We start from the raw sequence: 19,212 nt of genomic DNA, 5'->3' as shown, positions 1-19,212 counted from the left end.
TTTTTTATTTAATTTATGTAATTTAATTAAAAACTCTTCTATATTTATCCTTTGTTATGTAATTTTACCGCATTTTATCATTATTACGAAAATCTCAAACAACAAAAAAGCGTGAATTATTTATCCCCGCTTCTGTCTGTATTTAAATTTGAAAGGTAAATTTTACTTAATCGGCTCCGGCAACTTCTTTTATTGACCCGATCACTGAAATAACAGAACCAATTGCTTGGATCCAGCTTCCCGTCGCTACTAATGTTTCGGATTCCGATTGGCCATTACTTTTTTTAAGATAGTCCTCATAATACCCAACATTCTTTTTCCTATTTTCATCTTCTCTAATTTCAACTAGTGCTTCTGACCAACCAAGTGCTTGGATGGTGTTTCCAATCATTTGGGTAATTCCACCTACAATATTTTCAGATTGACCAGAGAATGGCGTCAGCTCAATCGCTTCTCCAACATTTACGCCTAACCCTAGAGCTTGCAGCAAATTACCTGTAATGAATAATTTATAAGTTGCTTCTTTTCGAATGTCAAAAACAAGTCCTGAAATAACAATAACATTCCCGCTTGCTGAAATTTCTTTTCCAACTGCTCTAATTATAGTCCCAGCTGCCTCAGCATCAATACCATTCCCTGTAGCCTGCAATACATTTCCAATCAGTGTTAGATCATCACGAACACTACTTTTTAAATAGTTGGATGGTGTAGAACCAATTGCAGCTGTAATTGTTCCAATCGATACAATTACAGAACCTACAATTGCTTTCGATTCTCCTGTCATTTCAACCACCAGCCCGATAAAAAAGCCTTTATCGTAGTATTATGAGATAATGGTTGATTGTGTGCCAACTTATAAAAACTATATAGTAAGGCAAGAGTTATTCTATTTGGGCATAAACCAAAAAATCGGTAACGATCATAGATCGTCTCCGATTAAATATCGGTAACTTATATCCTATTACTCTAGACCAAGATGTTAAAACATCCTCTAAAGTTTCACCTTTATATTTCTTAACTGCCTTAGGTGAATTGTCATACCATGGATTTTGCATAAAATAGTTATTAATTACATACTGCATGTCTTTCTCATCAACTACACCATCATAGTTGATATCTGCATCGCGTTTATTCGTTTCCCAATATGTTTGGATGTACAGTGCATCTTTCACTTCAATAACATTATCTTTATTAGTATCTCCACCAGGGATATAGTTATAATCTACTGGTTTAGAACCCGCTGTCACTTTACCGTCTTCTTTCAATCCAACAGTAAAGTCTTTCTTAAATTTGAAATGTCCTGGTACGTCAATTGATAATGTAAATGGCTTATCTGTAACCGGTAATCTAGTTGTAAAACCATATGGAGAAGAACGCCACATTCAATCACTTTAAATTGATTTTATAATACTTTAACCAATCTTTTTAATGACCTTCTCGACTCGTTTACGTTTCGTCTCTTTTTCAATATCATCCAACCTTGAAGTAAGTGTCTCAATAAATAACTGTTTATTTTCTTCATTAATAATAGCCATTGATCTTTCCGCATACATCGGTAGCTGGTTTGTTGGACTTTTAACTAATTGATCAATAAGTAACTTAAATGCCTCTTTATAGTATGTCTTAATAGAACATAGTTTAATAAGGATATTTATAACTTGATCTTTCGTAATAACTGAACCTTTATTACCAGCATCTATGATTTTTTCTATTTTAGAAAATATTATTTCAGGGACATCATTTGTCATACTGTTTATTGCGGTCATTGCCCCCCATTGAAGTCTATTATTTTTACTGTTTAAAAGTGAAAAAAATTCATTCGGATAATCAGTTAATAAAGAAGGTTTACGATCACCGATTTCATATAAAACTTTTATACAATCATTCTGGATGCTTTTATTTTTGTTACTAAGATTTTCGATCAGCTCTTTTACGGCATCTTCATCAAGTTGATCCGCAACTTGAACTGCTAATTCGATATTAGGCTCCTCATCTCTTCGGTCTAAAGAACTTGCTAATTTCTCTATTACTGACATTCAAAAGTTCCACCTTTCAAGTTGAAATCTGTCTTTAATTAGTATGTTAATCAGTATGTGCATTGCCAAAAGCCAGTACACTTCTAAAATACTTATTTAATTCCTATCATTTTTTTATGACCAAATCAATTCTAACCTACATACATAATTTCTTTTTAAGAAACCATCCTATTGTCAGGAGGTGGTAATATGGCGGAACCATTACAACCAGGGAATAAAAAACTTCCTGATTTTAATGAATTAAATGATCGGATAATTGCTGAGCATGGTACAACAGGTCCAACATTGGTGATTAAAACGAATTTAGATCCTAAAGATTCGACTGAAGATAATCCTTACTATCGAAACGAAACTCATACACCTAAAAAACCTTTTAAAAATTATTTCGAAGAGTAATACAAAAATGAGCGCGGTTTTGTGAACCGGCTCTTTTTTATTCTCCAAATCATCGTTTGAATGATTTTAGCTCTTACGTACATACTAAGAAATATATGGGAATTTCTAAAGGAAACATATTAATACTTTCAATGTACTAGGAGGAATAGGATTTTGAGTCCAACAAAAAGTATGCTATCGGTCTTCGCATTAGGCGGTATTAATGAAATCGGAAAAAATATGTATGCCATTCAATACTTAAAAGAAATCATTCTAATCGACTGTGGTTCGAAATTTCCGGACGAGAGCTTATTAGGCGTTGATTTAATTATTCCAGATATTACCTATCTAAAAGAAAATCAAGAAAAGATTAAAGGCTTATTTGTTACGCACGGTCATGAAGATCATATCGGTGGAATTCCCTATCTTTTGAAGCAATTAAATATCCCAATCTATGCCTCGAAATTAACGCTTGGATTAATTGAGCTAAAATTAAAGGAGCATGGACTATTAGGAGAAACTGAACTAATTTTAATAGACTCTGATTCGGTCATTAAATTTGAACATTTTTCGATTTCGTTTTTTAAAACAAATCACAGTATACCCGATTGCTTAGGCATCGTATTTGAAACACCTGAAGGAACTGTAGTACATACTGGGGATTTTAAATTTGATTTAACTCCTGTTAATAATCAATATCCAGATATTCATAAAATGGCTGAAATAGGTAGTAAAGGTGTTTTGCTACTTTTATCTGAGAGTACCAACGCGGAACGGCCAGGCTCTACACCATCTGAACGTATAGTTGGGGAGCATATTGTAGATGCCTTTATGAAAGCTAAACAGCGGATCATTATTTCAACATTTGCTTCTAACGTCCATCGTGTGCAGCAAATCGTTGACGCATCGATTATGACTAATCGAAAGTTAGCCCTACTTGGTCGAAGCATGGTTAATGTTGTTCAAGTTGCGATGGAGCAAGGTTACTTATCAGTTCCAGAAGGTATGCTGATTGATACTGATGAAATTAATAACTTTGCACCGGAGTCCATTACTATTCTATGTACAGGTAGTCAGGGAGAACCTCTTGCAGCGCTTGCTCGATTAGCTAGTTCTAGCTTTAGAGGCGTTGATGTTTATCCTGGAGATACTGTCATTTTAGCTGCTTCACCAATACCAGGTAATGAGAGAAGTGTTTCTCGAATTATCGATAATTTTTACAATCTCGGAGCAAATGTTATCTATGGATCAGGAAGCTCAACTGGAATGCATGTTTCTGGACATGCCTATCAAGAGGAGCTAAAGCTCATGCTTACATTAATGAAGCCAAAATACTTTATTCCAATACACGGTGAGTATAGAATGCTTCATCACCATGGTTCTCTTGCTGAATCTGTTGGGGTAGAAAGAAAAAATATATTTATTATTAAAAACGGAGATGTGGTGGATATACTTCAATCAGAAGCAATTCAAAGCCGAAGAATTCCATCAGGAAATATTTATGTAGATGGAATGGGTATTGGTGATGTCGGCAATATCGTCCTAAGAGATCGAAAACAGCTTGCTGAAGATGGCATGCTTGTAATCGTTATTACCATTAATAAAATGGAAAGAAAGATTATCTCTGGTCCCGATACAATCTCAAGAGGTTTTGTTTACGCTCGAGACTCTGAGAGTCTACTTAAGGAAGTAAATCAAATCGTCACATCATCCATAAATGAATTACTTGATGAAAACAAACTCCAGTGGGGTGTCATGAAGCAAAATATTAAAAAGTCTCTTGGACAATTTTTATTTACGAAAACAAAGAGAAAGCCGATGATCTTACCAATTATTATTGAGATTTAATACAAAAACTCCCTATTCACTATAATTAGGGAGTTTTTACTTTGATTGGCTTTCTTTAATGGTAGAAATTAAATTCACTAAAGAAATATTATCTTGTTCAAAATAGTCATCCATTGGACAAGAACTATTTTCTAACCGATTTAAGACAAATGGGATTGTAAACGTTTCAATTTTTAATTCATCATTTACCTCAGCCCAAATAAGAGGAGTTGCAACTGTTGGTTTCTCCTTTCCCCTTGTTGAATATGGGCATATAATTGTTTTTCCTTTTGCATGCTGTACATAATCAATATAAAGACGATTCCCTCGATTTTTTTTTAACCTTTCTATTGTAAAATCATCTGGAAATTTCTCAATTAAATAATGTGCAATAAATGATGTAAATACTCTTGTATCATCATAGGTTAGCGAATTTTCTTTAATCGGAATATGGATTTGAATCCCCTTACTTCCTGAAACTTTTGGATAGCTTTTTATTTGAAAAGAGTCAAAGATTATTTTCAATTCCAAAGCGGCTTTTATAGCTAATGAAAAAGCTTCTGTATTAGGTGGATCTAAATCAAATACGATTTCAATCGGATTCTCTGCTTCATATGTTTGAAATGGAATATGGTATTCAATGGCCAATTGATTTCCTAACCATAGCAATGTTGATAAATCATTACAAATAATAAAATGGTTCCCTTCTAGTTCTTTTGTTTTAATAAAATTTGGAGCATAATCTGGACAATTTTTTTGAAAAAAAGACTCACCTTCTATTCCATTAGGAAAACGAATCGTTGTTAATAAACGATTTTTGAGAAATGGGAGCATATAAGTAGCTATTTGAGCTAAATAAGATAAATAGCTTTCTTTATTTATATACGGACTTTTCCAAATTACTTTTTCTGGACTTGTAAGTGTTAGTTCTTGCTCTAAAGAAAGATTATTCAACAGCAGTCCATCCCAAGTACATTCTTTCCATACTTGCTGTAGTTGAAAAGATAAAAATTTTACATTTTTTAATTGGGCATTTACAATAATTTGAAACTCCAATTCAATACAAATCCCAGGTTCGACAGTGATTAGATTATCATCCATACTTTTTTTATTAGCTTCTATTGCTTGGATCAAAATGCTCTTTTCATCCTCACTAATTCCTTTTGAGAAAGAACCAATATGGACAATATCATTTCCTTTTATTATCCCTACTAAGAATTTCTCAAGCTTTAAATGAAATCCTAAAATAAAGAAAAGACCTTTATAATTTCGATCTCGTTTCGTAAATAGGTAACTATTCATTTCATGCCCTCTAATCTAAAAAAGTACATTCTTTAGGATCTTTATCAACAAATGCTTGGATACTTGGTTGTCTTAATGAATGACCTTCAGTCCATTCGATGAACTGAACTTTAACAGTTAGCAACGGTTGGATCCACTGAATGTCCTTTATTCTTTTTGGCTGATTGCTAAAAGGATTCTTTTCAATTTTAATTGTTTCAATTACTGCTGTAAGGTCCTTCCAATCTGAGTTCGTTAATTTCCCTGTTCCGACATGTCCAATATAAACGAACTCATTCTTTTCATTATATAGCCCTACTAAAACTGAGTTAACAACACCAGAGCGATACGTTACGCCACCGATGATCGCTATAATATCCTTATAATTCTTCACTTTTTGCCATGCATCGTTTTTGCCATTAATAAAGTATTTACTAGTAAGTTTTTTACATACAATTCCTTCTAAACCATGTTGTTTCGCAACTTCAAATAGTGCAACTCCATCTGTATTGCTTGGAACTACTTGTATGTGCTTGTTTGGTTCAATTGCTTCTGATAATAGCTCCTGTCTTTCTTTTAAAGGCAAATCAGTAACCCATTCACCATTGTAAAAAAGAATATCAAATATCATATAGAAGATTGGTACAGCTTCAATCGCTGAATCAATTCTGTCCATGCGTCGAATTCCATCTCTACGCATCACCTCATGAAAAGATGGATTGCCATTTTGATCTAAAGCAATAACTTCCCCATCTAAAATGATTGACTGAGCAGCAGTATAAGATGTTAGATTAGTTAGTTCTGGAAATATGACTGTACGATCATTTAATTTACGATTAAATAATTTAACTTCTTTCCCATCAAAATATGTTAAGATCCTTACTCCATCCCATTTTATTTGTGATATCCATTTGGGACCTGCTGGAACGGAATTAGAGGCAATTGGTTCAAAAGGAAAAATTGGATTTAGCTCCATTGCTGCCTCCTATTTAACTCGTTGCTTTTTTGGGCGCTTTTGTCTTAGGCTTTTTCGGTGGGGTTGCCTGTCCCTTTGTTCGATCAATACTTGCTTGTAATGCTGACATTAAATCAACAACATTTTTTTGTTCCGCTGGTTGCTCTTGTCCTGTTGCGATATAATCATTTTTATTTACTTTTTCAGCGATTAATTGCTCTAACGCCGTACGATATGTATCAGTATAGTTTTCCGGACTAAAAGTTGTTGTTAATTGTTCAACTAGCATCATTCCCGCCTGTAACTCGCGCTCTGCCAATCCAGCTTTTTCCGGAACACCTCCAGGTAAGCTTTCGATTGACCTAATCTCATCTGGAAAATGTAAAGTTTCAAGTATAATTGCATTTTTATAAGGTCGAATAGCAGCTAAATGCTGTTTGCTTCGAATCGTAATTTTTGCAAGACCGATTTTTTTACTTTTCTTTAAAATTTCTGAAAGCAACGCATATGCCTTTGTCCCACCAGAATCTGGACCAATATAATATGTTTTATCGAAATATACAGGATCAATTTCTGCAAGCTTAACAAAGTCAATTATTGATACAGTTTTCAGTTCAAATTCTTCTTTTAATTTATTAATTTCCTCTTCAGTTATCTCTACTACCCGACCATTCGGTGTTTCAAAAACTTTAATAATTTCTTCCTGGGTTACTTCTTCGTCACAACTTGCCACTTTTTTATAAGAAATCGGTGTTTTACAATCCTTATGATATTGACGAAACTTAATATCCTTATCTTCTACTGCAGAAAATAATTTAACAGGAATTGTTACTAATCCCATACTGATTGTTCCCTTCCAAACTGTATGCATACTTTCACTACCTTTATCATTTTTACAAATAGCTTTTGTTAAAAGAAAGGGATTAATTCAACTAATTCCCTTACCTTCAAATAAGAAACCTCCCTTTTTTAACATAGAAGAGAGGGTTAAAACAAGCTTTAGCTTTCTTTCGGTTTAATAAATTTAATCGTCAAAAAAAGACCTATTACTGCTAGTAGCATTGAAAGATAGAACATATAATTGTCTGGTTTTTTCATTAAAAATGCAAAAGTAGGAGGCCCAGAAGCAACTCCGACAAATCGTAACGAGCTATAGATTGAAGTAATTGTCCCTCTTTCTTCTTTTTCAATCCCTTCTGTTACTAATGCATCTAAACTTGGTAAAGACAACCCGAATCCAATACCACTAATCAATAAACTAGCTATAATCACATAAATATTTTTCATAAAAATTGGCATTACAAATGATAGGCTTACTAATATAAATCCAATAACAATACAATGTTTCATTGCACTTTTTTGATTACCGATTTTTTTACCTGTCTTATAGGATGTGTATGATAATGCAGCAAGCGGAATTGCTAACACGCACCCCTTCCCAATACCGATAATTTGATAACGTTTCTCTAATATGGAAGAGAGATAAAAAAGCATACCAAATAAAATAAACATAATAATGGCACCTAAAATAAAGATTGTATAAAGCCATTTACCATTATTTCGAAATATTTTTCGAATTGATCTAATAAACACTTTTAATTTTTTCTTTTTTTTCTGTGACCTTTGTTGTTGTTTCGGAGGTTTAACAAACAGTAAAATCAATATAATTGAAATCAAGCAAAGTAATGGGATCGTTAAAAATGGCAAAAACCAGATGACCATTGCTAATGCAGAGCCAAGTATGGGACTGAGCACTTTTCCAAAAGTATTCGATGTCTCGACCAAATCTAATCCCTTACTAACAATTTTTTCATCCTTAAACATGTCCCCCACACAAGGAATCACGACAGGCATTGCCCCTGCTGAACCAATCCCCTGAATGGCTCTCCCAATAATCAACCAAATGTATGGATTTTCTGATTTCCAACATACCAAACCTGCAATAGTCCCGCCAATTCCAGCGATTATTAGACTTGGAATAATGACCTTTTTTCGTCCAAATAAATCCGACAAATAACCTGCTATAGGAATTAAAATAATTGCAAAAATAGAATAAACAGTAATAATCATTGAAACTTTAAGGCCTGAAATATTTAGTTGTTGTTCTAGTATTGGTAGTACGGGAATCAACATTGAATTACCTAAAGTCATTACTAGAGGTACGATAGATAGAGCCCATAAACTCCATTTTTGTTTTTTATTCATAATACCTCCGAAATTAAGAAGCTAAATACAATCACAATCTACATTTTTCCCAAAGAAACGTTATTGACTTAAATGTAATTTTTACTAATTACGATTTGATAAGTAATTGTAAGGGCAAAATGAAAAATATACCACTTAGAAAGAGGGAACATATTTTTGACTACTGCAGAAAAGACATTAACATCAGGAATTTACTCTCGCTTGAATTTATGGTCTGGCGTATTATTCGGCCTAGGGTTGGTGGCATTTTTTGACGAGACAGTTTTTCATCAACTTCTTCATTGGCATCATTTTTACGATAAGTCTACTACAAGTATTGGACTTATTTCTGATGGACTATTTCATGCTTTTAGTTGGTTTGCAACGATTGGTTCTTTATTTATGTTTGCGAATATAAGGAGAAAGAAATCACTTTATTTTAAAAGGTGGATCGGGGGATTATTTCTTGGAGCAGGAATTTTTCAACTTTATGATGGTACAGTTCAGCATAAACTGATGAGACTTCATCAAATCAGATACAATGTTGATCAACTTCCTTACGACTTAACATGGAATATAACTGCTTCCATTATGATTTTAATAGGTTACATTCTAATGATTAAGACCCGAAATAGAAGTGATCATATTGATGGATAATTTAATAAAACTATTCATTATTTTGACAATACTATTTTTAATCGTTGGTTATTTATTTGCGGCAGCGAATCACAAGAAAACGTCATGGCCCAAATCACGTTCAGTATTATGGATTTCTGGAATGCTTTGTATATTAATTTCTATTATTGGACCAATTGCAAAATTAAGTCATCATCTATTTGTTTTTCATATGATTATGCATTTGTTACTAGGTATGCTTGCACCTTTATTCATAGCTTTAGCTAGACCAATTTCATTATTACTAATTTCGATAAAAACTCAACATGCTCGGCGTGTATCTAACTTTTTAAGAAGTACTCCCGTTCGACTAGTATCACACCCTATTAGTACATTGTTTTTAAATATTGGTGGACTGTGGCTCCTTTATACAACCGAAGTATTTAACTTGTTTCACGAAAACAAATTATTGTTCATTTTAGTCCATATCCATTTATTTTTAGCAGGATATGTTTTTACGATTTCAATTATTGCAATTGAACCATTCTCCCATAAATACAGTTATTTGTTTCGCTCATTCATTATGATTATTGCAATTGCAGGTCATGATATTTTATCAAAGCTTCTTTTTTCAAATACTTTAGACAATTTTACAATCAGCGATGTACAACAGGGTGCCGTTCTAATGTATTATGGAGGGGACTTCATTGATTTAGTTATTATAACTGTACTTTGCTTTAACTGGTATAATTCAACAGCTTCTAATCGAAGTAGAGCTTTTAATTAGATGGACTTTTTTGCCACAAATAATCCCTCCTAAGATGAACACAATAATGTTTAATAGGAGGAGGTAAAAAATGAACAAAATTTATGTAACTTTATGTGCTTTTTCTTTAACATTAGCCATTTCAACAAACGTAAACGCTGCTACAACAGGCTCTGACTCTACGCAGTTAGAATCAAGCTATGAACATAATAATAAACCGATTAATCGCGATTTTGACAATGATTTTTATGATCCAAATCATGTAATTAATGATACAAAAAACGCGGTTAAAGAAGGCTATTATGACACAAAAAATAATATAAAAAATGCAACAAATGATATGTTAAATAACAATGGGGTAAATAATGATGGAAATTATTATCGCCGAAATGTTAATACTACACCTACACCTGTTACGAATACTTTAAATACAACTGATACTGATGATAATGATTTTAATTATGGATGGCTGGGACTTCTTGGTTTATTAGGATTTGCTGGTCTAAGAAGAAAAGAAAGAGTTGAATAAAACAAACAACCTTATTGGATTTCCAATAAGGTTATTTGTTTTATTCGTTTTACTTGCTGCGAATTATTTCTTTATAAGAACTAATTTTTTGCTCTAACATTTTATTCGTTTCTACTAACGTTCTTATCTGATTTTCAATGGACTGTTTATGTTTAACTAATAGTTCTAATCTAGCTAATGATGTATGCTCACCTTCAGTATATAAATGTGCATACTCCTTAATCTTACCTACTGGCATTTGTGTTTCTTTTAACTTTAGTACAAATCTTAACCACTGAACATGTGAGTCAGAATAGATTCTCTCACCATTTGCATTTCGATCTGGAAGAATGATATTTTCTTTTTCATAATAACGTAAAGTATGAGTGCTAATACCTAGCATGTGAGCGACTTCGCCGATTGAATACATAAGTTCCTCCTGTTTTAGTCAAAGTAAAAAACAGTTTGACTTAGAGTTTACTCTAACCAGTATAATGAATCCGTAACGGTTACACAATTAATATTATTTTAGTATAAACCAAATTTGTAGGAGGAATTTAGATGACAAAATATACTGTTATTACAGGGGCAAGTTCAGGAATTGGTTATGAATCAGCTCTTGCGTTTGCAGCACGTGGAAAAAATTTAATTATCATCGCTCGTAGAACGGAAGAACTTGAGAAATTAAAATCGGAAATCGCAAAATTGAATGCTGATCTTGATGTAGTGATTAAAACTACAGATTTATCTGTCATTAAAAATGCTTATGATTTATATGAAGGGCTTAAAGCATATGAGATTGAAACTTGGATTAATAATGCAGGCTTCGGTAATTTCGCTTCAGTTGGGGAACAAAATTTAACTAAGATTGAAAGTATGCTTAACTTAAATATTGAGGCTTTAACGATTTTAACTTCACTATATGTACGAGACTATTCAACAGTTGAAGGGACACAAGTAATCAACGTTTCCTCTGGCGGAGGATATACAATTATAGGAAATGCGGTAACTTATTGTGCAACTAAATTCTATGTTAGTGCTTTTACAGAAGGTCTTGCTCATGAATTAAAAGAAAAAGGTGCAAAAATGCAAGTCAAAGTATTAGCTCCAGCTGCAACTGAAACAGAATTTGCAAAAGTGTCATATGATTTAGAAGAAAACATCAAATTTGAAGGCGTACTACCAAAATATCATACTGCAAAAGAAATGGCTGGTTTCATGCTTGACCTTTATGACAGCGAAAAGGTTGTAGGTAAAGTTGATGGAATAACTTATGAATTCCAATTATTAGATCCACTTTACCCTTATGCTGTAAGATTAGAAAGAGAGAATTAAGAATAAAGGCATCTTCAAGCTTCTCGTAACGCTCACAATATAGCCTTACTTAAAAGAGCAGGAGTTAATCCTGCCCTATTTGTTCTAATACAACATTTAAATGTGGATACTTAGTAGCCCTATATTCGGTAGGGCTACTTTTTTTGTATTTTTAAAGATTCGACTAAAGTAATTGGAATCATGAAATCCTATTCGGTTGGCAATCTCTTGCATCGTTAAATAGTAACAAATTTGAGTAGCATTTCGATTCATCATAAATTCTCCTTTTTTAACTTTTTTGAGTGTCTTAATTGAGTGATTGTTAGTATATTTGTAAGTTAGAATTTTTTTGTAATTTGGTCATTATTTGATATCTAAAAAAACAAAAAACCCGTCTATGGTCTCTCATAAACGGGCTTTATAAGTTTTTATAGTTTTTCGTAAACTGCTTGGTATTTTTGAATATCCCCAGCACCCATAAAAATTAGTACGCTGTTTTTGTGATTTTGTAAATTGCTGATATTGTCATCAGTTAATAGTTCCGCACCTTCAATTTTGCAAGAAAGGTCTTCAATTGTTAAAGTCCCTTTATCTTCTCTGGCAGAACCAAAAATATCACATAAATAAACTTTATCAGCTTTTTCTAATGTACCAGCAAATTCATCTAAAAACTTACTTGTGCGTGTAAATGTATGTGGTTGGAACACTGCTACGATTTCACGATCAGGATATTTTTGACGAGCTGCTTGGATTGTAGCTTGTATTTCAGTTGGGTGATGAGCATAGTCATCAATTAACACTTGATCTCCGAAGCGTTTTTCACTGAAACGACGTTTAACCCCACCATATGTTAATAATCTTGCTTTAATAATATCAACATCGATTTCTTCGTAATGGCAAAGCGCAATTACTGCTAAAGCATTTAAAATACTATGATCACCATATCCTGTAATATCAAATGTAGCGTAATACGTATTACGGACGAATACATCAAATGTTGTACCATTTGTATGCTTTTCAATATTACGAGCTTGGAAATCATTGTCCTCGTTAAATCCATAATACATTACAGGTACTTTTGCATAAATACGTTGAAGATGTTCATCATCTCCACATGCAATAATACCTTTCTTCACTTGATCAGCCATTTGTTGGAAAGCATCGAATACATCATCTACACTTTTATAATAATCTGGATGATCAAAATCAATATTCGTCATGATGCAATAGTCTGGAAAGTATGAAAGAAAGTGACGACGGTATTCACAAGCTTCAAATACGAAGTACTCACTATCCTTTTCACCTTTACCAGTACCATCTCCAATTAGAAAAGAAGTTGGACGCGCACCAGAAACTACATGGGCAAGTAAACCTGTAGTAGAGGTTTTACCATGTGCTCCAGTGATTGCAACGCTAGTAAATTTATTCATATATTCCCCTAGGAATTTATGATAGCGTGCCATCGGAATTCCTTTTTCAATAGCAGCCGCAATTTCTTCATGTGTATCAGGAAATGCATTACCTGCTATTACAAACTGGCCATCTTTAATATTAGCTTTATCAAATGGTAAAATCGTAATATTTTTTTTTCGTAATTCATTTTCAGTGAAAAAGTGCTTTTCATAATCTGATCCCTGAACGGTCAAACCAGAATCATGTAATATTTGTGCTAAAGCACTCATTCCAGTACCTTTAATTCCTACAAAATGGTAAACTGTCATATTAAAAGAACCTCCAAAATCGATCACTAATACAACGGCCTATCTCTTAGACAGTATATGTGTGAATAAAAGAAATGGCATCAATATTTTATAAATTTGATGCGTTGTTACTTTGCCGAGTCTAGTTATTTTTCAAATGATAACTAACTTAAATTTTTACGCAATTAGTATTATATCACTTTAACACTCATAGGACTATTTATTTTAAGTAGCCCATTGAGGAAATAGATGGAAAACTAAATTTTTATATCATTTGTCTATATTTTAAATACTATCAATCTAAGATTAATTTTTTAATCCACTTATACTCTAGAGCTCATTTCTACTCTTTCTAGTCGGGGATTTTCACGAAGCTTTCTTCCAGCTTTTGCTTGCTGCACACCATTTAACTCAACATTATCACCTGTGAAGCCTACATTAACCTTTAATAAGCTTCCACCTACACCATATAAATCCACAGGAACACCTTGTTTCTCGAATGCCAAGATTCTTTCTACTGTAAATCCACCGCTTACTACAATTTGTACATGATGATACCCTTCTTCATCAAGTGCATGTCGTAAAGCGAAAATTAATGGAGGATTAACACCCCTTGGATCGAAACTTCCTAACAATTCTGGATTACCTATAAAATACTGATCAATCATTGTTTTCGAAGTATCTACACGTACAGCCTTTAATTTACTACCAAACTCACGTGCGACTTTTAAAGCATCATTTATGACATCATTATTATAATCTACTAAGACAATTAAATCATCATGTGGATAGACCTCTGTATAAGCACGCGCAGCTTCCACAATATCACCATTATACATTTGAATTAGCGCATGAGGCATTGTCCCCATACCTTCATTGCCCCACCACTCATTCATTGCATGAGTTGCTTGTGCAGTTGCACCACCAATAAATGCTGCATAACCGTCACCTGCTTGAGTCGTGAAATGATCATCACGATCTCCCATGAAAATAATAGGCTTTTTAATGCCTGCCGATTTTGCAGAATGTTTAACATTATATACATTAGTAGCAACAGATGTACGTCTTGCTAATATCCCATCGATTATTCCCTCTAAGTAACCAAAATCAGCATATTTACCTTTTATCGTTAATACAGTCTCAAATGGTTCAATCATATCGCCATCCTTTAATGAGTGAACAATAAGATTTTCTGGATTATCTGCAAAAGTTTGTAAAATAGCTATTGCTTCATCCGTTCCACATAGTACTGCACTTTCTCTTTGGAAAAATTGCATTGTTACTTCAGTATCTGGTTTCTTTTTTCGAATGATTTCTCTAGTTTTTAAAAAGTATACAGCTGAAAACCAGCCTTCACCGATTCTCTCGTCAAATTTAAATGTTTGGTTCGTTAATCGGCTTATTTTACCTTGTAATTTTAAATCTAATTCTTTTTCCATGAATCTTCACCTGCTGATTATATCGTTCTCTTTTTTTCTAGTATGGGTTAAAAAAACATTAACATTCGTTACTTCATTTTTACCGACTTTCTAATTTATCACTAAAGAACGAAATTCCTCTAATGTAATAAGTACATCTCGTGGTTTACTTCCATTTTGATTTGATACAATACCGTGATCAAACATTAGGTCAACTAATCTAGCTGCACGGTTGTATCCAATTCGAAAACGTCGTTGTAGCATTGAAACTGAAGCACCCTTTTGATCAATAACAAACTCTACTGCTTCTTCAAAAAGTTCATCATCAACATCCTGTGCGTCCGCTTTTGCTACAAGTTCTTCTTGGTTAAATAAGTAATTCGGTTTTTGTTGATCTTTAACAATCTCTACAACATGTTCGATTTCATCATCTGATACATAAACTCCTTGTAATCGAATTGCTTGAGATTTTCCATTATCTAAGAATAACATATCTCCTCGTCCAAGTAACTTCTCAGCTCCGCCAATATCAATTATTGTTCTAGAATCTACTTGTGAAGATACTGTAAACGCAATACGTGTCGGTATATTTGATTTAATAATACCTGTAATGACATCAACTGATGGTCTTTGAGTTGCAACTAATAAATGGATTCCACACGCTCGTGCTTTTTGAGCAATACGACAAATATAAGTTTCAACATCTCCAGGCGATACCATCATTAAATCTGCTAACTCATCGATAATAATGACTAAGTAAGGCAACTCGTCGTTATAAGCACCTTTTTTCTTCGCTAAATCATTGAATCGTTTAATATCTCTTGCCCCAGCGTGAGCAAATAAATCATAACGTCGATCCATTTCATCACAAGCCCACTTCAGCGCAGCAGTTGCAGCCCGAGCGTCCGTAATTACTGGTGAAATAAGATGCGGAATATGATTATAAGGTGCAAGCTCAACCATCTTAGGATCTATTAAAATTAATTTCACTTCATGAGGCTTCGCTTTATATAAAATGCTAACTAAAATTGAATTAATACATACGCTCTTTCCTGATCCTGTTGCACCTGCAATTAGTCCATGTGGCATTTTTGCAATATCTGCATAAACAGGATCTCCACCAATATCTAAACCAAGAGCAACAGTTAAAGGTGACTCACTTTGTAAAAACTTTTCCTGACTAACTAATTCTCTTAAATACACAGGCTTGCTCTCTTTATTCGGCACCTCTATTCCAATTGCACTTCTACCAGGAATTGGTGCTTCAATTCGAATATCTCTAGCTGCTAAACTTAATTTAATATCATCTTGTAAGTTCGTTATTTTATTTACTTTTACCCCTGGATCTGGCTGAACTTCGAAACGAGTTACCGTTGGACCTTGAGTTGCAGCAATTACTCTCGCACCAACATTAAAATTATGCAATGTTTCTTGAAGTAACTGCTTTTGCCCTTCAACCCAGTCGCCGTCACTAAATTCCTCAACAGGAGGCTCAACTAATAAATCTAACTCTGGCAACTCATATAATACTGGTGGAATCGTTACCACTTCATCTACTGTACCTTCATTTACTTCAATCTTTACAGTCGCTTCAGTTATGTTCGTTTCTGTTTCACTTCTTTCAGTTTCGAGAACTGGCTGAACTTGAACTTCTTTTGGAGTAATTTCGATTACCTCAGTTAAGTGAACTTTATTTTCTAAAGATATAACTTCACTTTGTTCTGATGAACCTTCATGCCCTTGATTTACAGATGCACAAGTAATGGTCGTTTTGGCTTCACTTCTTTCAGTTTCATAAACTGGTTGAACCTGAGTCTTTTTAGGTGTATCTTCATCATTAGGTTCGATTACTTCAGTTGATTGAACTTTATTTTCTGAAGATAAAACCTCATTTTGTTCTACTGAACTAGCATTCTCCATAAGCTGCTTATTCGATTTCGAATCAACTTCTTCACTTACCTTTTCAATTGTTGCAGCAGACTCTTTTTGCAATTCACGTAGCTGTCTCATAATATTTGCTTTTCTCGAAGCCTCTACATCACTACGAAGCATCATCACATTAAAAGGAAAATGGCGTTTTTTCTGACGTTTCTCAACCGGCTTATGCTCAACTTCCTCTTTATTAGTTTCATTTTCAGACTTTAATTTATCGTTTGAATTTGTAACAGAATCTTTATTCCGTTCAACAGTTTCCTCTACATTCGATTGTACGGTTAAAGTTTCATGCTGTACCGATTCTTCTTTGTGCTCTTTTAAAACTACTTTTGAGTCTTCATTTATTTCAGATTCAATTGCATGCTCTTTTGTATCTTGAATGATTTCATTAATGTAGTTTCCATTAGTTTCATCATCATCAATTTGGACTACTTCCGATTTGATTTCATCTTCTACCACAATTTGAGTAGTTTCAGGTTGTTCCTCTTCATACTTCACTTCATCTTCTAGTTCATTTTGAGGAGCTTCTGGTTGCTCTTCTTCTGTTTTCACTTCTTCTACTTCTTCAATTTGAGAAGCCTCTGGTTGCTCCTCTTCATTCTTCACTTCATCTTTTACTTCAATTTGAGAAGCTTCAGGTTGCTCCTCTTCATTCTTCACTTCATCTTTCACTTCAATTTGAGAAGCTTCTAGTTGTTCTTCTTCAGCTTTCACTTCATCTTCTAATTCAATTTGAATCTCTTCTTTTTCAACTAGATTTAAAGTTTCTAGTTTTCGATCATGGAAACTTACAATAGATGATTCATCGATTGCATCATACTTATTTAAACTATCAAATACGTTATTTGTTTGAACATTTTCTTCAATAATTGGAGAAGTTTCATTTACAGTATCTTGCTCTTCTTTTGTTTGAGGTTTTTGATAACCATAAATTGGTGAAATATATTCACTCGGTCGAAATGGTGTTTTTCTTTTTGGACGAAATACAATATCGACCTTTTCTTCTTTTTCTACTTTTGTTGTATCTTCCTCATTATTGGTAATTTCATTTTTCTCTAGTCGAGTAGATAAATTACTTCGATCATACTGGTTACTTTGAAACTTACTGGTTTGAAAATTATTACTTTGGATTTTACTGCTTTCTAAATTATTACTTTGAAAATCACTGCTTCGAAAAATATTACTCTGGTTATATGTAGGTTGTTTATATTCTTTATTTATTTTATTTGGTGATTTCCCCCAAAAATCATCATGTTTTACTTGTTGAACAACTGGTTCATCTTTAGTTTCCACGATCGTCTTTGACTTTGGTAATTCTTCATCTAATTCAATTGGAAATCTAAACTTTGGACGCTCAAGAATAGCGTTTCTCTTTTTTTCGATAGAGTGTGATTGATATACTTTCTCTTCAACGGGAGTTTCTTCATACTCTTCTTCAATCTCTTTAAGGCTATTTGCCTTAAAAAGGCTTTTTAACCAATTTTTCATTTTTCTCACTCTCTCTATTTCTATTCGTACATTTTATTTTACCATGTGACATAATGACAAAAAACACATTATTATTACAAATTGCGCTATATCAAACATATTTCGATATCAAACATGTCAGACTGTTGACAAACGCCACAAAAATAAAAAAAGCTAGTACCAATTAATGGCCTAGCATGAATTTGTTCATATTATTTAGTTAAAAAAAGCTTTACCAACTTCAGCATCAGCTTCTAATACTAAGATTCCTTTTTCTTGAGGAGCATCAGGTAAATCAAGCTCACGTGCAGAACAAATCATTCCAAATGAGTCAACTCCACGTAAGTTAGCATCTTTAATGACTAAGCCCGATGGCATTACTGCACCAACTTTTGCAACGACAACTTTTTGTCCTTGCTCAACATTTGGTGCGCCACAAACAATTTGTAATGTTTCCGTTCCAACATCTACTTTACAAATGTTTAACTTATCTGCATTTGGATGTTTTTCTTTTTCGGTAACATATCCAATGACAAATTTAGGTGAAAGGTCTAATACTAATGAATCTTCAAACCCTTCTTTTGCAAGTAATTCATTAATTGTATTAACAATGTGCTCAGTAACCGTAACGACACCATTTTCTTGAACATCTACATATGTAGATGCTTCAAACACGTTAATAGCAACAGTTTCATTTGTCACTACACTATATACACGTGCAATATTCCCTTTTCGTTCAACTTGACGATCTTCTGATGGAATTTGTTTTAATGTAATTAAAAGAGTATCGCCAATTCCTTCTTTGTTATAAAAAATATTCACTGATTTCTT

General features: G+C 33.4%; 19 protein-coding genes. 6 read left to right on the top strand and 13 right to left on the bottom strand.

Annotated elements, in window-relative coordinates:
* Window positions 1-166: 166 nt before the first annotated feature.
* The 3 genes from COC46_RS01300 to COC46_RS01290 all read right to left on the bottom strand — a co-directional run bounded on the left by COC46_RS01300 (window position 167) and on the right by COC46_RS01290 (window position 2,036).
* Window positions 167-784, bottom strand: a complete 618-nt coding sequence (locus tag COC46_RS01300; protein ID WP_098807963.1) for a DUF6944 family repetitive protein — start codon at window positions 782-784, stop codon at window positions 167-169.
* Between the two features lie 97 nt (window positions 785-881).
* Window positions 882-1,382, bottom strand: coding sequence for a dockerin type I domain-containing protein (locus COC46_RS01295; protein ID WP_098807962.1), 501 nt, complete (start codon window positions 1,380-1,382; stop codon window positions 882-884).
* A gap of 30 nt (window positions 1,383-1,412) precedes the next feature.
* A complete protein-coding gene (locus COC46_RS01290; RefSeq protein WP_098807961.1) occupies window positions 1,413-2,036 on the bottom strand; it encodes a HEAT repeat domain-containing protein in 624 nt (207 codons plus the stop codon).
* A gap of 189 nt (window positions 2,037-2,225) precedes the next feature.
* On the opposite strand from COC46_RS01290, the gene COC46_RS01285 reads away from it, so the two are divergent.
* Both COC46_RS01285 and COC46_RS01280 read left to right on the top strand, forming a co-directional pair.
* The gene (locus COC46_RS01285) at window positions 2,226-2,432 is read left to right on the top strand and encodes a hypothetical protein (protein ID WP_098807960.1); all 207 of its coding nucleotides are present in this window, start codon (window positions 2,226-2,228) and stop codon (window positions 2,430-2,432) included.
* Between the two features lie 153 nt (window positions 2,433-2,585).
* Entirely contained in the window at window positions 2,586-4,259 is a 1,674-nt protein-coding gene (locus COC46_RS01280) for a ribonuclease J (RefSeq protein ID WP_141550860.1), read from the top strand.
* A gap of 36 nt (window positions 4,260-4,295) precedes the next feature.
* On the opposite strand, the gene ligD (COC46_RS01275) is transcribed toward COC46_RS01280, so the two are convergent.
* From ligD (COC46_RS01275) to COC46_RS01260, 4 genes are all read right to left on the bottom strand, one after another.
* On the bottom strand, window positions 4,296-5,540 hold the full coding sequence (gene ligD, locus COC46_RS01275) for a DNA ligase D (RefSeq protein WP_098807959.1): 1,245 nt from the start codon (window positions 5,538-5,540) through the stop codon (window positions 4,296-4,298).
* A gap of 10 nt (window positions 5,541-5,550) precedes the next feature.
* A complete protein-coding gene (gene ligD / locus COC46_RS01270) occupies window positions 5,551-6,495 on the bottom strand; it encodes a non-homologous end-joining DNA ligase (protein WP_098807958.1) in 945 nt (314 codons plus the stop codon).
* Between the two features lie 13 nt (window positions 6,496-6,508).
* Window positions 6,509-7,345, bottom strand: a complete 837-nt coding sequence (gene ku, locus COC46_RS01265) for a non-homologous end joining protein Ku (protein WP_098807957.1) — start codon at window positions 7,343-7,345, stop codon at window positions 6,509-6,511.
* Window positions 7,346-7,473: 128 nt separating this feature from the next.
* On the bottom strand, window positions 7,474-8,679 hold the full coding sequence (locus COC46_RS01260; RefSeq protein WP_098807956.1) for an MFS transporter: 1,206 nt from the start codon (window positions 8,677-8,679) through the stop codon (window positions 7,474-7,476).
* Window positions 8,680-8,835: 156 nt separating this feature from the next.
* On the opposite strand from COC46_RS01260, the gene COC46_RS01255 reads away from it, so the two are divergent.
* The 3 genes from COC46_RS01255 to COC46_RS22500 all read left to right on the top strand — a co-directional run bounded on the left by COC46_RS01255 (window position 8,836) and on the right by COC46_RS22500 (window position 10,568).
* Entirely contained in the window at window positions 8,836-9,315 is a 480-nt protein-coding gene (locus tag COC46_RS01255; RefSeq protein WP_255294779.1) for a DUF2243 domain-containing protein, read from the top strand.
* A complete protein-coding gene (locus tag COC46_RS01250) occupies window positions 9,308-10,060 on the top strand; it encodes a cytochrome c oxidase assembly protein (protein WP_098807954.1) in 753 nt (250 codons plus the stop codon). The genes COC46_RS01255 and COC46_RS01250 overlap by 8 nt, the downstream gene beginning before the upstream one ends.
* A 70-nt stretch (window positions 10,061-10,130) precedes the next feature.
* A complete protein-coding gene (locus tag COC46_RS22500; RefSeq protein WP_098807953.1) occupies window positions 10,131-10,568 on the top strand; it encodes a WGxxGxxG family protein in 438 nt (145 codons plus the stop codon).
* 49 nt (window positions 10,569-10,617) lie between these two features.
* On the opposite strand, the gene COC46_RS01240 is transcribed toward COC46_RS22500, so the two are convergent.
* Window positions 10,618-10,977, bottom strand: coding sequence for a MerR family transcriptional regulator (locus COC46_RS01240; protein WP_098807952.1), 360 nt, complete (start codon window positions 10,975-10,977; stop codon window positions 10,618-10,620).
* 131 nt (window positions 10,978-11,108) lie between these two features.
* On the opposite strand from COC46_RS01240, the gene COC46_RS01235 reads away from it, so the two are divergent.
* Window positions 11,109-11,882, top strand: coding sequence for an SDR family NAD(P)-dependent oxidoreductase (locus tag COC46_RS01235; RefSeq protein WP_098807951.1), 774 nt, complete (start codon window positions 11,109-11,111; stop codon window positions 11,880-11,882).
* Between the two features lie 96 nt (window positions 11,883-11,978).
* Here COC46_RS01235 and COC46_RS21860 read toward each other — a convergent pair whose 3' ends face one another.
* From COC46_RS21860 to ytpR, 5 genes are all read right to left on the bottom strand, one after another.
* The gene (locus COC46_RS21860; protein WP_176545016.1) at window positions 11,979-12,134 is read right to left on the bottom strand and encodes a helix-turn-helix transcriptional regulator; all 156 of its coding nucleotides are present in this window, start codon (window positions 12,132-12,134) and stop codon (window positions 11,979-11,981) included.
* A 155-nt stretch (window positions 12,135-12,289) separates the two neighbouring features.
* On the bottom strand, window positions 12,290-13,582 hold the full coding sequence (gene murC, locus COC46_RS01230; RefSeq protein WP_098807950.1) for a UDP-N-acetylmuramate--L-alanine ligase: 1,293 nt from the start codon (window positions 13,580-13,582) through the stop codon (window positions 12,290-12,292).
* A gap of 302 nt (window positions 13,583-13,884) precedes the next feature.
* Window positions 13,885-15,000 carry a nicotinate phosphoribosyltransferase gene (locus COC46_RS01225; RefSeq protein WP_098807949.1) on the bottom strand — a complete coding sequence of 372 codons (1,116 nt, stop codon included), beginning with the start codon at window positions 14,998-15,000 and terminating at the stop codon, window positions 13,885-13,887.
* 90 nt (window positions 15,001-15,090) lie between these two features.
* Window positions 15,091-18,402, bottom strand: a complete 3,312-nt coding sequence (locus COC46_RS22495; protein WP_098807948.1) for a DNA translocase FtsK — start codon at window positions 18,400-18,402, stop codon at window positions 15,091-15,093.
* A 195-nt stretch (window positions 18,403-18,597) separates the two neighbouring features.
* Complete coding sequence (gene ytpR, locus COC46_RS01215; RefSeq protein ID WP_098807947.1) at window positions 18,598-19,203, bottom strand: YtpR family tRNA-binding protein; 606 nt, start codon at window positions 19,201-19,203, stop codon at window positions 18,598-18,600.
* Window positions 19,204-19,212 lie beyond the last annotated feature (9 nt).

Source organism: Bacillus sp. AFS041924, from assembly GCF_002577195.1.
Taxonomy (GTDB): domain Bacteria; phylum Bacillota; class Bacilli; order Bacillales; family Bacillaceae_G; genus Gottfriedia.
This window is presented reverse-complemented; position numbering and strand designations above follow the sequence as displayed.

Excerpts from the sequence above, each read along its gene's own strand:
- murC (WP_098807950.1), bottom strand. The coding sequence starts at position 13,582 with ATGACAGTTTACCATTTTGTAGGAATTAAAGGTACTGGAATGAGTGCT.
- COC46_RS22500 (WP_098807953.1), top strand. The coding sequence starts at position 10,131 with ATGAACAAAATTTATGTAACTTTATGTGCTTTTTCTTTAACATTAGCC.
- COC46_RS22495 (WP_098807948.1), bottom strand. The coding sequence starts at position 18,402 with ATGAAAAATTGGTTAAAAAGCCTTTTTAAGGCAAATAGCCTTAAAGAG.
- COC46_RS01235 (WP_098807951.1), top strand. The coding sequence starts at position 11,109 with ATGACAAAATATACTGTTATTACAGGGGCAAGTTCAGGAATTGGTTAT.
- COC46_RS01300 (WP_098807963.1), bottom strand. The coding sequence starts at position 784 with ATGACAGGAGAATCGAAAGCAATTGTAGGTTCTGTAATTGTATCGATT.
- COC46_RS01285 (WP_098807960.1), top strand. The coding sequence starts at position 2,226 with ATGGCGGAACCATTACAACCAGGGAATAAAAAACTTCCTGATTTTAAT.
- COC46_RS01290 (WP_098807961.1), bottom strand. The coding sequence starts at position 2,036 with ATGTCAGTAATAGAGAAATTAGCAAGTTCTTTAGACCGAAGAGATGAG.
- COC46_RS01240 (WP_098807952.1), bottom strand. The coding sequence starts at position 10,977 with ATGTATTCAATCGGCGAAGTCGCTCACATGCTAGGTATTAGCACTCAT.
- COC46_RS01225 (WP_098807949.1), bottom strand. The coding sequence starts at position 15,000 with ATGGAAAAAGAATTAGATTTAAAATTACAAGGTAAAATAAGCCGATTA.
- COC46_RS01250 (WP_098807954.1), top strand. The coding sequence starts at position 9,308 with ATGGATAATTTAATAAAACTATTCATTATTTTGACAATACTATTTTTA.
- COC46_RS01295 (WP_098807962.1), bottom strand. The coding sequence starts at position 1,382 with ATGTGGCGTTCTTCTCCATATGGTTTTACAACTAGATTACCGGTTACA.
- ligD (WP_098807958.1), bottom strand. The coding sequence starts at position 6,495 with ATGGAGCTAAATCCAATTTTTCCTTTTGAACCAATTGCCTCTAATTCC.
- COC46_RS21860 (WP_176545016.1), bottom strand. The coding sequence starts at position 12,134 with ATGAATCGAAATGCTACTCAAATTTGTTACTATTTAACGATGCAAGAG.
- COC46_RS01260 (WP_098807956.1), bottom strand. The coding sequence starts at position 8,679 with ATGAATAAAAAACAAAAATGGAGTTTATGGGCTCTATCTATCGTACCT.
- ligD (WP_098807959.1), bottom strand. The coding sequence starts at position 5,540 with ATGAATAGTTACCTATTTACGAAACGAGATCGAAATTATAAAGGTCTT.
- ku (WP_098807957.1), bottom strand. The coding sequence starts at position 7,345 with ATGCATACAGTTTGGAAGGGAACAATCAGTATGGGATTAGTAACAATT.